Raw genomic sequence first — 14,585 nt, 5'->3', positions numbered from 1 at the left:
CCGATTTCTCACACTAGCGCGTTACGTTTTGCCATCTCGATAAGTTCTACCAAGGATTTGGCTTTTAGTTTTTGCATGAGCCTTTTTTTGTAAGTGCTGACGGTTTTGTTGCTGAGGAACATGCCTTTGGCTATTTCCTTGTTTGTCCGGCCTTGTGCAAAAAGTTGTAATACCATCAGTTCGCGATCATTGACGACTTTGAAAAGTTCCAGTTCTTCATTGCAATCTGTTTCATTACTGTTGCCGTTAAGGGCCTGGCTTGGGAAGTAGTTGTAACCTGACAAGACTGCCCTGATGGCACTGAGCAGTTCACTCAAGTCACCTTCCTTACAGACATAACCATCGGCGCCGGAGCGCATGCACCGAGTGGCGAATAGCTTGGGTGTCTGGGCGGTGAGGATCAACGTCTTGGTCGGCGTACTCATTGCGTTGAACCGGCACAACACTTCCAGCCCGTCGAGTTTCGGAATGCCGATATCAAGGATAATCAGGTCCGGTTGGCACTCCTTGACCATTTGTATCGCATCACAACCGTTATCCGCTTCTCCAACTACTTTATAGCCTTCATGTTCTAACAACATTCGAATGGCAAGTCGGATAACAGGGTGGTCGTCGATAATAAAAACTGAGTTCATGATCAAATCCCATACAAGCGCAAATAAAGTCGGCACATTAGCTCACATGGCAATGAAGGAGGATGAACCTGATGTGGAACAATCGTAAAACAAGAATGTTCCTACATAAAAAAAAGCAAGGGATTACGCTCTGCAGGGTATTTGTTGTTTGGGCGTAAGAATTTTACGTGGCCGGAATTTAAAAGTAAGTGGCCGTTGGGGAGCGGTTTTATAACGCGGAATTTTCGTATTGATCGGGCGTTTAACTTCCTACTTTTTTGTTGAGCGGGGAAGGGCCGATGGGTGTATGAGTTCGCTCAATTCGCTGGGGTTCAACGGCTTCGACAAGTAGCCAAGTAACGGAAAGTTACGCCGGAATGCCTGGGCCTTGAGGTTTTCCAGTTCGTTCACGGGCAGGCTGCTGAGCAATATTGCGGATCTTATAAAGCCCCTGCGGTTGGCGATTTCAATCAACTCCAGCCCGGGCAGGTCCGGCAAACATTGATCACACAGCAGAATATCGAAAGGCATGTTGGTTTGTGTCATCAGCCGCATTGCCTGTTCGGCATTTTCAGCCAGGGCAAGGTCGTGGTAGCCATAGTTTCGTAGCAGGCATTGGGTGGCCAGTAGTTGAAAGGGGTGATCCTCCACCAACAGGATACGAAGTTGTTCGTGCATGGGTTTTTCCATGAAATGGCCAAGTACCCTGAAGACGCTCCGCCAGGGCGTGTAGTAATAAGTTAATGGGCCCGCCCGCTATGGGCGCAGGAGTGTGTCGAAAGACTGCGGTCAGGGCGCGCGATTATTCATCACGGTGGGGGAGAACTTCGATCAGGCCGCTCTGTTCCGTACGTAGGGCGATTCTTTGAAAAGGCGCCCCGGCCATAAGCCAGGGCTCCGGCTTATTGCGGACTGGAGCGCCCGGTCATCTCGCGGGCCATCTCACTGGCGTAGCTGTCGGTCATGCCGGCGATGAAGTCGATCATGCGCAGGAACGAGGCGTGCAATGACCACGATGGGTCCGGGGCACTATTGCCCAACAGGTCGAGGATGCGCCGGTTCTTGAACGATGGGGTGCGCCCGCCATGTTGTTCGAGGGCCGCGCCGCAGAAGGCATTCAGGAGGATTTCCAGGGTGGTGTAGGCGCCGATTTCATGCAGGGTCTTGCGCTTGTCCTGGAAGATTTTCTTACGGGCCATGTCCTTGGCATCCAGTACGCAGCGCTTGGCGGGGCCGTGCATATGCTCCACCAGGTCCCCCGGAAGGGTGCCGGCCAGCAACGCGTCCTGTTGTTCGACGAACGCCCGGGCGGCGGCGTTGGTCAGGTGCTCGATGGCCTTGCCCCGCAGAATCGCCAGCTTGCGTCGCCGTGAGTCCTGCGAGCCGAGCTGCCGATAGGTTTGCGGCAGGTCGTCGCCCACCAGGTCCAGCAGCAATGACTCGACCTCGGCGTATTGCAGCAGCTCCATTTCCAGGCCGTCTTCGAGGTCGATCAGCGCATAGCAGATATCGTCGGCCGCCTCCATCAGGTACACCAACGGGTGGCGGGCCCAGCGCTGTTCTTCCAGTTGCGGCAAGCCGAGCTTCTGGGCGATCTGCTCGAGAATCGGCAGCTCGCTCTGGTAGCAGCCGAACTTGTGTTTCTTGTAGCCCAGGGAGTCGGCGTGGCGGGCGGTCCAGGGGTATTTCAGGTAGGTGCCCAGGGTGGCGTAGGTCAGCCGGGTGCCGCCGTCAAACTGATGGTATTCCAGCTGGGTGAGTACCCGGAAACCCTGGGCATTGCCTTCGAAATTGAGGAAGTCATTGCGTTCGGCGCTGGTCATGTCATCCAGCCAGCCACGCCCTGAAGCCTGTTGGAACCAATGCCGGATCGCGTCTTCACCCGAATGACCAAAAGGCGGATTGCCGATGTCGTGGGCCAGGCAGGCCGATTGCACCACCATGCCCAGGTCGCTCGGGTCACACCAGTCGGGCAGGGCGCTGCGGATCGTCTCGCCCACGCGCATGCCCAGGGAGCGTCCCACGCAGCTGACTTCCAGGGAATGGGTCAGCCGGGTGTGGATGTGATCGTTGCTGGTCACCGGGTGCACTTGGGTCTTGCGGCCCAGGCGGCGAAACGCGCCGGAAAAGATGATGCGGTCATGGTCTTTGTGAAACGGGCTGCGGCCCAGTTCTTCGGGGCTGTGCAGGGTTTTTCCAAGGCGTTCGCGGGTAAGCAGGGTGGGCCAATCCAAGGCGGGTACTCTCCGTGCGGTGAATGACACCGCCCAGCTTCCCGGTTCAGCCAGGCCTTCGCAAGCGAAAAACTACAGGCCGGCGGCGTCGATATCGATTAACAGCAGGCGCTGGCCATTATCAAAGAATTGGCCGGCCGTCAGGCAGTACTGGTTGGTCGTGGCATCGCGATAGGTCGACGACAGTGTCAGCCGCCGCTCCTCCCAGCCCTCGGCCAGCAGATGATAAAAGTACGGGCGCCATGACCAGTTGTGGCCCAGGTAGCGACTGTCGGCTTGCCAGGCGCCCTGGTGCCATTCGAAGTTGGGCGTCAGTTGTGTGCCATGCCGGTCGCACTGGTAAAACCGCAGCAGCCAGGGAAACGCCGGTAATTGTGGCAATTGGCTCAGCGGGGCCTGGGCCTGTGCCCAGGTTTGCAGGATCTGCATCAGTTCAGCCAGTTGCTGGCGCAGTTGCATGATCCGGCCGCGCTCGGCCAGCTTCTGCTGGACATAGCCGGTGCGCAGTTGAGCGAAGCGCGGCACGAACGCGTCGGTGTCGAACCAGTCCAACTGGGCCTGGGCGAACAGGTAGCCCTGGACATAACGTGAACCACATTCCAGGGCGAAATTCAGCTGTGCCTCGGTTTCCACGCCTTCGGCAATGATCCAACAGCCGGTTTTTTCCGCCATTTGCGCCAGTGCCCGCACCACCTCGCCACTGGGACCGCCTCGGGCCGCGGCCTGGAACAGGCGCATGTCCAGCTTGAGAATGTCCGGTTGCAAGGCCAGCACCCGGTCCAGCTGGGAATAGCCGGCGCCGAAGTCATCAATGGCAATTCGCGCGCCGGCCTCGCGGTAGCGCTCGACCACTTCGGCCAGGCGCAGGATATCGCCGCCCAGTTCAGTGATCTCGAACACGATGCGGCGCGGGTCGACGTTATGCACCTGCAATTGTTTCAGGCTCGGCAAGGGCTGGCCCGGGCGCAGGCGGGTGATCCAGCGTGGCGAGATATTCAGGCTCAGGAACCAGTCTTGCGGGGCTTCATGCAGGCGGCTCAGGGCATTGTCGCGGATCTGCCGGTCCAGGCGGCGCAAGGCCACGGAGGGCGTACGCGGGTCGGCAAACAGCGGACCCACCGAGCGCAGTTGACCATTCGCCTGGCGCAGGCGGCCCAAGGCTTCTACGCCGGCGATGCGGCCGGTAGCGGTGTCGATGAATGGCTGGAAGCAGGCGAGCGGTTGCCCGTCGATCACGGGGCCTCCTTAAAAGACCGGAAATGAAAAAGGCCCGGCCCTCGATGAAGAGGGCGGGGCCTGATCTGTTTGCAAGAATGCAGCCAGCGCAGCTCAACTTTTACGCGAAGCACCCTGCATGGCCAATTTGATCAGCGGGATCAGACCGGCGCCAAGCCGCACCAGGCGGGTCATGGTGCCGATTCCGCCACCTTTGGCGCCTTTGCCGGTGAGAAAGCCCAGCAGTGTCACTACGCCCACGCCCCACAGCGGCGCGTGCTTGATGCCAAAACCGTCCTGCCAGCTCTGGCCCATGTTGCGGACCTTTTGCAGCGGGAGCATCAGTTGCTGGGACTCGTGACGAATTTCCTGGCGGTGCATTTCCATGCGCAGGCGGATCAACGCCTTGCGCATCTCGCGCCGGGATGTGTTGTGTGGCAATTCAGTCAGGCTCATGGCAGCAGGCGCTCCCGGTCGTTGGCCAGCTCTTCGAGGGTGGCGTGGAACGGCGTGGACTCATCGAACACCGCCGCCTTCAGGCGCAACCCGCAGAACGCTGCGGCCAGTATGTAGAACACGCACAGGCTGATGATGCCGGTCAGGCGATAGGTATCCCACACCAGAATCATCACCAGCGCCGACAAACCCACCAGCAACAGCAGGGCAAACACCAGTGCCAGGCCTGCGAACAGCAACAGGCTGACGGTGCGGGCTTTCTGCTCCTGCAACTCGATGCCAAACAGCTCGACGTGGCTGTGCAGCAAACCCAGGACAGCCGCGCCCAGGCGCCGCGAGGTAGAACTTGGGCCCGTGGACGAGCCGGATTCGCCGATAGACATAAATTAGCGCCTTGTAGCCAGCAGGCCGATCAAAAAGCCCACACCGGCCGCAATCCCGACGGACTGCCAGGGGTTGGCCTGGACATAATCTTCCGTGGCCGTGACAGCCGCCTGGCCGCGTTCGCGCAGGGAGTCTTCGGTCAGTTGCAGGGTTTCACGGGCCTTGAGCAGGCTTTCGTGAATCTTGCTGCGCAGCTCGTCCGCCTGGTCACCGGCGAGGATCGCGGTGTCGTCCAGCAGCTTCTCGGTATCGCTGACCAGGGTTTGAAAATCCGCCATCAATATTTCTTGAGCAGTCTTTGCCGTTTTGCTGGCCATGGTTATCTCCGTGAGTGGCTGGTCTGTTTACTTTTCGTTTCGAGTCACCGGCGTCGGTGAAGGTTCACTGCAATTGTCTGGTACAGCTTTTGCTTTGCCTTGGTGCGCAGGCCTGGGGCCTTGCGCTGAATCCGGGCGGTTGGGGCTAAAACCCTGAAAAACCTTACCCTAAATAACTAAAACTCGCGGAAAAACCCTGTCGGATTCTGCCTTTCTAACAATTCGCTGCGCTAAAGCGGTTCACGGCCTCAAAAGAGGGTCGGACCGCCGGTGCCAATTTAGTGCGCGCAATGAAGGTCATGAACTGCTTTGGTGCTTTTTCCTGCATTTGCAGGCCTGCCATCCTCCATGGAAAATTTGCAAAGCGCGGTGGACACCCTCGTCCACAGTTCCAACACGCTGTTTATTCTGATTGGTGCAGTCATGGTCCTGGCCATGCACGCCGGCTTTGCCTTCCTGGAAGTCGGCACCGTGCGCCAGAAGAACCAGGTCAATGCCCTGTCGAAAATCCTCAGTGACTTCGCCATCTCCACACTGGCCTATTTCTTTATAGGCTATTGGATCTCCTACGGCGTGACCTTCATGCAGCCGGCGGCGGTAATCAGCGCCGACCACGGTTACGGCCTGGTGAAGTTCTTCTTCCTGCTGACCTTTGCCGCGGCGATCCCGGCGATCATTTCCGGGGGTATCGCCGAGCGTGCACGTTTTGTTCCGCAACTGTGTGCCACGGCGTTGATCGTCGCGTTTATTTACCCGTTTTTCGAAGGCATGGTGTGGAACGGCAACTACGGCCTGCAAGCCTGGTTGCTGGCCACCTTCGGCGCCAGCTTTCATGACTTTGCCGGCAGCGTGGTGGTGCACGCCATGGGCGGCTGGCTGGCGCTGGCGGCAGTGCTGTTGCTGGGGCCGCGCCAGGGGCGTTATCGGGAAGGGCGGCTGGTGGCGTTCGCGCCGTCGAGCATTCCATTCCTGGCGCTGGGTTCGTGGATTTTGATCGTCGGCTGGTTTGGCTTCAACGTGATGAGCGCGCAAACCCTGTCCGGGGTCAGTGGGTTGGTGGCGGTCAATTCGTTGATGGCCATGGTCGGTGGCACGGTCGCGGCGTTGGTGATCGGCCGTAACGACCCAGGCTTCTTGCACAACGGTCCGTTGGCCGGGTTGGTAGCGATCTGTGCCGGTTCCGACTTGATGCACCCGGTGGGCGCGCTGGTGACTGGCGTGGTGGCGGGCGGCTTGTTCGTCTGGTGCTTCATCGCGGCCCAGGATCGCTGGAAGATCGATGATGTGCTGGGTGTGTGGCCGCTGCACGGCCTGTGCGGCGTGTGGGGCGGGATTGCCTGCGGGATCTTCGGCCAGACCGCCCTGGGCGGTTTGGGCGGCGTGAGTCTGATCAGCCAGTTGATCGGCACCGCGTTGGGTGTGGTGGTGGCGCTGGCCGGCGGCTTCCTCGTGTATGGCGTAATCAAGCGCGTTTACGGCCTGCGCTTGAGTCAGGAAGAAGAGTATTACGGCGCGGATTTGTCGATCCACAAGATTGGCGCAGTCAGTCAGGATTGAGGGGCGCGTCCCCTTCGTTCTGGTTGCAGCCATGTAACAGCCGGTACCGGCTCTGGCGCACTTCATCTACACGGCCTTTCACCTGCTGCTCCGACAACCCCAGCAGGATCAGCGCGTGGGAGGCGAGCATCAGGCTCGACTCCAACAACTCGGGCACCACTTCCGTGGCACCGGCGGCTTTCAGTTCGGCCAACTGACTGTCGTCGCGGGTGCGCACCAGGATCGGCACATCCGGGTTGATGCGCCGTGCCTCCTGGAGCACGGTCAGGGCGACGTCGCTGTTGTCCACTGCGATCACCACCAGCCGCGCACGTTCCAGGCCGACGGCGCTGAGCAGGGCGCCACGGCGACAGTCGCCGTAATGCACGGCGCTGTCTTCGGTGGAGGCTTCCTGGACGCGCTCGGGGTCGTCATCCAAGGCAATGAAGGCCTGTTGTTCACGGTGCAGGAAGCGCCCAATGGACTGGCCGACCCGACCATAACCGCAGATCACCGCATGGCCTTGCAGCTCGGCATTGAGGGCGGTTATCGCTTCAAGCTGCACTTGCTGGTTGGGCTTGCGGTGCAGGCGCAGCGCAATGCCGGGTGCAGCCCTGAGCAATAGCGGAGTCAACAACATCGAGCAGAAGGTGGCGGCGAGCAACAGGCCACTGATTTCGGCGGGCAGCAGGTGGCTTTGCTGCATTTGCGCCATCAAGGCGAAACAGAACTCACCGCCTTGGGCCAACGCCAAACCACTGCGCCAGGCGGTTTCGCCATCGCTGCCACGCAGTTGCACCAGTAACGCCACCACACAGCCTTTGATCAACATCAACGTGAGGGTCAGGCCGAGGATCAGCAGGCTGTGGCTGATGAACAGTTGCAGGTCGATCAGCATGCCGATGCTGACGAAAAACAACCCCAGCAAAATGTCGCGAAACGGCCGGATATCCGCCTCGATCTGATGGCGGTAATGGCTTTCTCCCAGCAGCATGCCGGCGAGAAAGGCGCCGAGCGCCGGGGACAGGCCCAACAGGTGCGTCAGCCAGGCGGTGAGCAACACGATCACCAGAGCCAGCAGCACGAACAACTCCGCCGAATGGGACGCCGCCACTTCACGGAACAACCGAGGCAGCAACCAGCGGCTGGCCAGCAGCAGGCCGAAAAACAGCACCACGGTTTTGCCCAGGGTCAGCGGCAATGCCCAATACCAGGCTTGCTCGCTGGCGCCGGCGAACACCGGCACCAAGGTCAGCAGCAACACGGCTACTACGTCCTGGAACAGCAAAACCCCAATCGCATTCTGGCCATGGCTGCTGAAGATTTCGCCGAGGCTGGTCAGCTCCTTGCTGACAATCGCAGTGGACGACAACGCCAGCCCGGCGCCGAGCAACAGCGCGGTAGTCGGCGACAGGCCAAACAGCGCCAGCAAGCCTCCCAGCAACAATCCGCAGCACAGCACTTGCAAGCTACCCAAGCCAAACACCACCCGGCGCAGGCTGAGCATTTTGGTCAGGGAGAACTCCAGGCCCAGGGAAAACAGCAGGAACACCACGCCCAGTTCGGCCAGGTCTGGCAGCTCTTCGCTGTCATTGACCCAGTCGAGCGCAGTGGGGCCTACGGCCAGGCCAACACACAGATAGCCCAGCACCGGCGGCAGTTGCAGGCGACGAAACAGCGCAATCACCACCAGGGAGGAGGCCAGGATAATCAGCAGGTTGGCAAACACGCGCAGCTCCATTGCAGGTATTACGGGAAAAAGTCGCGAGAATCGCTGAATCAGTTATAGGCCATGGTGACCTGGGTCAGGTTTTTGCTGTGCCCCGACGCTGTTAGAATAGGCACCTGATTATTCCCGGACCCTTTGCCATGCTTCCTGAATGTCAGTTGTTCGGCACCTTGGGCTGCCATCTTTGTGAGTTTGCCGAAGCCGAAATCATGCCGTTGGTCGAACACGGCCTGTTGGTGGAGTTGGTGGATATCGCCGATTCCGAGTCCCTGTTTGAAGCCTACGGCCTGCGGATTCCGGTGCTGCGCCGGGTGGATACGGGCGCCGAGCTGGATTGGCCGTTCGACGAAACGCAGGTGGTGGCCTTTCTCCTCTAGCACTCGGCGATGGCGAGTTCCCGATTATTCGGTTACTGTATGTTTGTACAGCGATTGAATGAGAGGGAACGCCCGTGGTGAATGTTGAACAACTGAAAAGCAGCGTCAATCGCATGTCCGCCGACGTCGTGCGCGACGCGGTGAACGAGCTGCGCCTCGATGGCCTGGTCACGGAAGGCAAGACGCCCTTTAACAAAGTGCATTTCAATACCTGCTTTGCCGAGATCGAGGCGCTGTTCCAGCGCGCCGGTTATCACAAGCAGTTGGATGTGGTGGGCTATCAGGGCCTGCTGTATGCGCTTTACGATCCGGGCCGCTGGGAAGCGGTGGATGTGTTGCGCTGGCTCAAGGAATTCACCGAGGCGGCCAGTGCCTCGCCGGTGTTGCGCGCGGAATTGGCCAAGGCTTGAATCTGTGCTGGGCCTGATCCGGCTGCATGCGGGATAATGCCCGCCTGTATCGCCACGCTTTGAGCCTGCCCATGTCCGTTTTTTCCGCTGCCCAGCATCAAGCCAGCACCTTGTACCTGCCGCCGGGCGCCTGGGCGACCGTGCTGGATTGCCTGTGTGAGCACTTCCAGGCCATCAGCCGTGAGCAATGGCTGGACCGCATCGCCCGGGGCCGGGTGCTGGACATCAACGGCGCGCCTATCAATCAGCACCTGGCCTACCGCGAAGGCCTGTGCATCTACTACTTTCGCGAAGTGCCAAACGAGAAAGTGATCCCGGTGCAGGAGACGATCCTGTACGCCGATGAACACCTGGTGGTGGCCGACAAGCCGCATTTCCTGCCGGTAACGCCCGCCGGTGAGTACGTCGAGCAAACCCTGTTGCGGCGCCTGATTCGTCGCCTGGACAACCCGGCCCTGGTGCCACTGCACCGCATCGACCGGCATACGGCGGGGCTGGTGCTGTTTTCGGCTAACCCCCAGACGCGTTCGGCGTATCAACAGCTGTTTCCCGCGCGCAAGATCGACAAGTTCTACGAAGCCATTGCCCCGGCATTGCCGGGGCTGACCTTTCCGTTGGTGCACAAAAGCCGGCTGGTGGATGGCGAGCCGTTCTTTCGCATGCAGGAAGGCGAGGGAGCGAGTAACACCGAGACGGCGGTCGAGGTGCGGGAAAAGAATGGCGACCTGTGGCGCTATGGCCTGTTTCCGGTGACTGGCAAGAAACACCAGTTGCGGGTGCACATGACGGCGCTGGGCGCGAGTATCTGCAATGACCCGTTCTACCCCGACGTCATCAAGGATGCCGAGGACGACTACGCCAACCCGCTCAAGCTGTTGGCCCAAGGCGTGCGTTTCATCGACCCGGTCACGGGCCTTGAGCGCAACTTTCGCAGCGAAATCAGCCTGGGCTGGTAAGCCTCAGGAACGACAAAGCCCGCATGATGCGGGCTTTGTTGTATCTGGCGTTAAGACTTACAGGTCTTTAACGGTGCGAACCTGATCCTTGTTGATCTGGGTGCGCTTGCCATCCAGCTGTTCAAATTCGTAGAAGCCGGTGGACTTGTCGAATTTAGGAGTGTCGACGGCCTGGATTTCGCGACCGTCATTCAGGGTGATCACTGTAGGCGAGGCGCAACCGGCAAGAGTAGCGAGGCCCAGTGCAAGCATGAGAGCGGCGATGGTCCGTTGAGTCATGAGTTTGTCTCCGAGAGAATGCTTTGTTGAGTACTGACCTTGTGACGTGTGCAACGTCGGCAAAGTTCCTTGTTCGACGCTCATTCTGACACGCTGGGCGGGCGGTGCAACAACTCCGGTGTGTTGAAGTTGGCCAGGCGCGGGTCGTCGGCGGGGCAATCCAGAGCCTTGGCGCCCAGCGCCTGCATGATCTGGCGCGGGCTGCGCTGGCCGGCTTCCCAGGCCTGTTCAAAGGGCTCGCGCAGCCGCGTCGGTATGACGCAGAGCAGCGGTTCCCAGAAATCGCCGTGGCGCACCATCACGGGGAGCGACGGATTCTGCTGCGCTTTCTGGCGCAGGTCGGTGAGCAATCGCTCATCAATCTGCGGCACATCGCACGGCAATACCAGCAGATGCTCATGCCGCGCCGCCGCTAATCCTGCGCGGATACCGGCCAGCGGCCCGGGAAAATCCGGGCTGTCATCGCCGACCAATTGATCGGCATAGGGCGCGTACTGCGCCTGGTTACGATTGCAGGAGATGATCAGGTCGTCGGTCAACGGCCGCACCAGGCGATGCAGGTGCGCGATCAGCGGCTGCCCGTGCCAGTCGAGCAGGCCCTTGTCGAGGCCGCCCATGCGCTGGCCACGGCCGCCGGCCAGCAGCAGGACGGAGCAGGGCAGTGGGGAAGAATGGCTTGGCATGACGGCTCCTGCGGGCAGTGAAATAGGGGGCTGTGATATAACATCGGGCTGTTCCTTCGACAACCGGACCGAGCCATGAAAGCCAAGGCTGATGCGCCCTTTGTACCCCTGAATATCGCTGTATTGACGGTGAGCGACACCCGCACTCTGGAAACCGACACCTCGGGCCAGGTCTTCGTCGACCGCCTGGCCGCCGCCGGCCACCTGTTGGCCGAGCGGGTTCTGCTTAAAGATGATCTGTACAAAATCCGTGCGCAAGTGGCGCACTGGATCGCCGAAGACGTGGTGCAAGTGGTGTTGATCACCGGTGGCACCGGGTTCACCGGCCGCGACAGCACCCCGGAAGCGGTCAGCTGCCTGCTGGACAAGCAGGTGGACGGTTTCGGCGAGCTGTTCCGCCAGATATCCGTGGCCGACATCGGCACTTCCACCGTGCAATCCCGTGCCCTGGCCGGCCTGGCCAATGGCACCTTGGTGTGCTGCCTGCCGGGCTCTACCAATGCGGTGCGCACCGGTTGGGACGGGATTCTTGCCGAGCAACTGGATAACCGTCACCGCCCGTGCAATTTCGTTCCGCATTTGAAACAGGCCGAGCCCTGTGAATCCCGTGGATAAGCCGGGCAAGACCGGCGCGTTGATGCCGGTGGAAGACGCCCTCGAACAACTGCTGGCGATGGCTGAAGCAGCGCCGATTCGCGAGCAGGAAACGTTGCCGCTGGCCGAGTGTGACGGGCGAGTCCTGGCGCAGGCGCTGGTTTCTACCCTGGACTTGCCGCCGTGGCCCAATAGCGCCATGGACGGTTATGCCCTGCGCCTGGCGGACTGGACCGGCGAGCCGCTGGTGGTCAGCCAGCGCATTTTCGCAGGCACGGCACCGCAGCCTTTGGCCGCTGGCACTTGTGCGCGGATCTTCACCGGTGCCCCGGTGCCGGAAGGCGCGGACTGCGTTGAGATGCAGGAAAACGCCGTGGTCCATGCCGATCAACGCGTGAGCTTCACCGAGGCGTTGCAGGTGGATCAAAACATCCGCCCCCAAGGCCAGGAAACCACGGTCGGCGAATTAGTGCTGCCCGCGGGTACACGCCTGGGCCCGATCGAGTTGGGCCTGGCGGCGTCCCTGGGCCGTGATCGCGTGGAGGTGGTACGACGCGCTCGTGTGGCTGTGCTGTCCACCGGCGACGAGTTGATCGAGCCGGGCCTGCCGCTGGGCCCCGGGCAGATCTACAACAGTAATCGCCGGGTGCTGTGCAGCTGGCTGGAACGCCTGGGCTGCGAAGTGGTGGACGCCGGGATCCTGCCGGATGACCTGGAAAAAACCCGTGAACGCCTGGGGGCGCTGGGCTCGGTTGACCTGATCCTGTCCACTGGTGGTGTGTCGGTGGGCGAGGCGGATTTCCTGGGAATTGCGCTGCGCGAAGAGGGCGAGTTGGCGCTGTGGAAGCTGGCGATCAAGCCAGGCAAGCCGCTGACGTTCGGTCATTTCCGTGGCGTGCCGGTGATTGGTTTGCCGGGCAACCCGGCGTCGACGCTGGTGACCTTTGCCTTGCTGGCGCGGCCTTATCTGTTGCGTCGTCAGGGCGTGGAAGAGGTGCAGCCGTTGCGCTTTGAAGTGCCGGTGGGGTTTGTCTGGGCCAAGCCGGGGAATCGCCGCGAGTACTTGCGCGGTCGGCTTGAGCAGGGCAAGGCGATTATCTACCGCAACCAGAGTTCGGGCGTGCTGCGCAGTGCAGCGTGGGCCGAGGGTTTGGTGGAAGTGCGGGAAGGGACGACGCTTAAGATCGGTGATCGGGTCAACTTTATTCCGTTGAGTGAAGTCTTGAGTTAGGCATTGCAGTGCCCTGTGGTGAGGGGACTTGTCCCCCGTTGGAGTGCGCAGCGCTCCCGTCTTTTTGGGGCCGCTTCGCAGCCCAACGGGGGACAAGCCCCCTCGCCACAGGTACAGCATTAACCTCGGTTATGGCAAATCACGACTCGCGTAAAACGCACTCAACACCTTCACTAGATGCGCCAGGTCGTGGCTGCCGCACAGCTCGCGAATCGAGTGCATGGCAAACGTCGGCAAGCCGATATCCACGGTGCGCACGCCCAGGTGGCTGGCGGTGATCGGGCCGATGGTCGAGCCGCACCCCATGTCGCTGCGTACCACAAAGCTCTGCACCGGCACTTCTTCGGCCATGCACAGGTGGCGGAAGAACCCGGCAGTTTCGCTGTTGGTGGCGTAGCGCTGGTTGCTGTTGACCTTGATCACCGGGCCAGCATTGAGTTTCGGGCCGTGGTTGGCGTCGTGCTTCTCGGCATAGTTGGGGTGCACGCCGTGGGCGTTGTCGGCAGACACCAGCAGCGACTTCTGGATAGTGCGTACGAATTCATCACCTTCCGGCAGCAGGCGGCGCAGGGTCTGCTCCAGCATCGGGCCGTCGGCGCCGCAGGCCGAGCACGAGCCGACTTCTTCGTGGTCGTTGCACACCAGTACGCAGGTTTCGTCGGTTTCGGCGGTGAGCAAGGCTTGCAGGCCGGCGTAGCACGACAGCAGGTTGTCGAGGCGGGCGCCGGCGATAAAGTCGCCATTGAGGCCAATCACCGCAGCGCTCTGGGTGTCGTAGAAGCTCAGTTCATAGTCGAGCACCACATCAGCGTTCAAACCGTGTTCACGGGCCAACTGCTCGGTGAGCACCGCACGGAAGTCCACCCGCTCGTCACCGGCAAACTGCGCGAGGATGGGTGGCAGTTCGGTCTGGGCATTGATCGCCCAGCCCTGGTTGGCCTCACGGTTCAGGTGAATGGCCAGGTTGGGGATGATCGCGATGGGCAGCTTGAAGTCGATCAGTTGGCTTTCAACCTTGCCGTCACGGCGGAAGGTCACGCGGCCAGCCAGGGACAGATCGCGGTCGAACCACGGTGCCAGCAGCGCACCGCCGTACACTTCCACGCCCAGTTGCCAGAAGCCCTGGCGTTGCAGTTCAGGCTGTGGCTTGACCCGCAGGCACGGGCTGTCGGTGTGGGCGCCGACCAGGCGAATACCGCCTTGCAGCGGCGAGTGGCGGCCGAGCTTGAAGGCGATGATCGAGGAGTCGTTGCGAGTCACGTAATAGCGACCGTTGGCCTCGGTGGTCCAGGTCTCGCGCTCGTCAAGACGCTGGAAACCGGCCGCTTCCAGGCGCTGTGCAAGGGCGGCGGTGGCATGAAACGGGGTAGGGGAGGCCTTGAGGAAGTCGATCAGGCCTTGGTTCAACTCTTCGCGCATAAGTAGCTCCAGACAGCAATGGCGCGAGTTTACCGTATTGACTGGGGATTTTGCGCGAAGCTGTCTTCTTGAAAACAACTCAAAACTAAATGTGGGAGCGGGCTTGCTCGCGAAAGCGGAGTGTCAGTCACTGAATGTGTTTCTGATACAC

General features: G+C 60.7%; 17 protein-coding genes. 6 read left to right on the top strand and 11 right to left on the bottom strand.

The annotated features are described in order from the left end of the window. Positions 1–8: 8 nt before the first annotated feature. The 7 genes from CEC48_RS26380 to CEC48_RS26350 all read right to left on the bottom strand — a co-directional run bounded on the left by CEC48_RS26380 (position 9) and on the right by CEC48_RS26350 (position 5,220). Positions 9–635 (bottom strand): response regulator transcription factor, encoded by a 627-nt coding sequence (locus CEC48_RS26380; protein ID WP_088426398.1) that lies wholly within the window; start codon positions 633–635, stop codon positions 9–11. A 249-nt stretch (positions 636–884) separates the two neighbouring features. Next, positions 885–1,292, bottom strand: a complete 408-nt coding sequence (locus CEC48_RS26375; protein ID WP_088426397.1) for a response regulator — start codon at positions 1,290–1,292, stop codon at positions 885–887. 224 nt (positions 1,293–1,516) lie between these two features. Next, a complete protein-coding gene (locus CEC48_RS26370; protein ID WP_088426396.1) occupies positions 1,517–2,848 on the bottom strand; it encodes a deoxyguanosinetriphosphate triphosphohydrolase in 1,332 nt (443 codons plus the stop codon). 72 nt (positions 2,849–2,920) lie between these two features. Then, positions 2,921–4,084 (bottom strand): EAL domain-containing protein, encoded by a 1,164-nt coding sequence (locus CEC48_RS26365; protein WP_088426395.1) that lies wholly within the window; start codon positions 4,082–4,084, stop codon positions 2,921–2,923. Positions 4,085–4,177: 93 nt separating this feature from the next. Further along, positions 4,178–4,519, bottom strand: coding sequence for a hypothetical protein (locus CEC48_RS26360; RefSeq protein ID WP_088426394.1), 342 nt, complete (start codon positions 4,517–4,519; stop codon positions 4,178–4,180). After that, positions 4,516–4,902: a phage holin family protein gene (locus CEC48_RS26355; protein WP_003209078.1), complete on the bottom strand. Its 387-nt coding sequence runs from the start codon at positions 4,900–4,902 to the stop codon at positions 4,516–4,518. Before CEC48_RS26355 ends, CEC48_RS26360 begins: the two co-directional genes overlap by 4 nt. A 3-nt stretch (positions 4,903–4,905) precedes the next feature. Next, positions 4,906–5,220: a YqjD family protein gene (locus CEC48_RS26350; RefSeq protein WP_088426393.1), complete on the bottom strand. Its 315-nt coding sequence runs from the start codon at positions 5,218–5,220 to the stop codon at positions 4,906–4,908. A gap of 348 nt (positions 5,221–5,568) precedes the next feature. Between CEC48_RS26350 and CEC48_RS26345 the strand changes: the two genes are divergently transcribed. Then, positions 5,569–6,777, top strand: a complete 1,209-nt coding sequence (locus CEC48_RS26345) for an ammonium transporter (RefSeq protein WP_088426392.1) — start codon at positions 5,569–5,571, stop codon at positions 6,775–6,777. On the opposite strand, the gene CEC48_RS26340 is transcribed toward CEC48_RS26345, so the two are convergent. Continuing rightward, complete coding sequence (locus tag CEC48_RS26340) at positions 6,764–8,485, bottom strand: monovalent cation:proton antiporter-2 (CPA2) family protein (RefSeq protein ID WP_088426391.1); 1,722 nt, start codon at positions 8,483–8,485, stop codon at positions 6,764–6,766. The genes CEC48_RS26345 and CEC48_RS26340 overlap by 14 nt on opposite strands. Before the next feature lie 140 nt (positions 8,486–8,625). Between CEC48_RS26340 and CEC48_RS26335 the strand changes: the two genes are divergently transcribed. From CEC48_RS26335 to CEC48_RS26325, 3 genes are all read left to right on the top strand, one after another. Continuing rightward, on the top strand, positions 8,626–8,862 hold the full coding sequence (locus CEC48_RS26335; RefSeq protein WP_088426390.1) for a glutaredoxin family protein: 237 nt from the start codon (positions 8,626–8,628) through the stop codon (positions 8,860–8,862). Between the two features lie 74 nt (positions 8,863–8,936). After that, positions 8,937–9,272: a hypothetical protein gene (locus tag CEC48_RS26330; protein ID WP_003209087.1), complete on the top strand. Its 336-nt coding sequence runs from the start codon at positions 8,937–8,939 to the stop codon at positions 9,270–9,272. A gap of 65 nt (positions 9,273–9,337) precedes the next feature. Further along, positions 9,338–10,228, top strand: coding sequence for a pseudouridine synthase (locus CEC48_RS26325; RefSeq protein WP_088426408.1), 891 nt, complete (start codon positions 9,338–9,340; stop codon positions 10,226–10,228). Between the two features lie 57 nt (positions 10,229–10,285). Here CEC48_RS26325 and CEC48_RS26320 read toward each other — a convergent pair whose 3' ends face one another. Beyond that, positions 10,286–10,507 (bottom strand): YgdI/YgdR family lipoprotein, encoded by a 222-nt coding sequence (locus CEC48_RS26320; protein ID WP_003209090.1) that lies wholly within the window; start codon positions 10,505–10,507, stop codon positions 10,286–10,288. An 80-nt stretch (positions 10,508–10,587) separates the two neighbouring features. Then, positions 10,588–11,190: a molybdenum cofactor guanylyltransferase MobA gene (gene mobA, locus CEC48_RS26315; RefSeq protein ID WP_088426389.1), complete on the bottom strand. Its 603-nt coding sequence runs from the start codon at positions 11,188–11,190 to the stop codon at positions 10,588–10,590. 75 nt (positions 11,191–11,265) lie between these two features. On the opposite strand from mobA, the gene moaB reads away from it, so the two are divergent. Together moaB and glp are read left to right on the top strand one after the other, a co-directional pair. Continuing rightward, positions 11,266–11,805, top strand: coding sequence for a molybdenum cofactor biosynthesis protein B (gene moaB / locus CEC48_RS26310; RefSeq protein WP_088426388.1), 540 nt, complete (start codon positions 11,266–11,268; stop codon positions 11,803–11,805). After that, entirely contained in the window at positions 11,789–13,015 is a 1,227-nt protein-coding gene (gene glp, locus CEC48_RS26305) for a gephyrin-like molybdotransferase Glp (RefSeq protein ID WP_088426387.1), read from the top strand. Before moaB ends, glp begins: the two co-directional genes overlap by 17 nt. A gap of 129 nt (positions 13,016–13,144) precedes the next feature. Here glp and CEC48_RS26300 read toward each other — a convergent pair whose 3' ends face one another. Then, positions 13,145–14,434 carry a M18 family aminopeptidase gene (locus CEC48_RS26300; protein ID WP_003209095.1) on the bottom strand — a complete coding sequence of 430 codons (1,290 nt, stop codon included), beginning with the start codon at positions 14,432–14,434 and terminating at the stop codon, positions 13,145–13,147. Between the last annotated feature and the right edge of the window lie 151 nt (positions 14,435–14,585).

The sequence above is a fragment of the Pseudomonas sp. K2I15 genome, assembly GCF_002204795.1.
GTDB lineage: Bacteria > Pseudomonadota > Gammaproteobacteria > Pseudomonadales > Pseudomonadaceae > Aquipseudomonas.
This window is presented reverse-complemented; position numbering and strand designations above follow the sequence as displayed.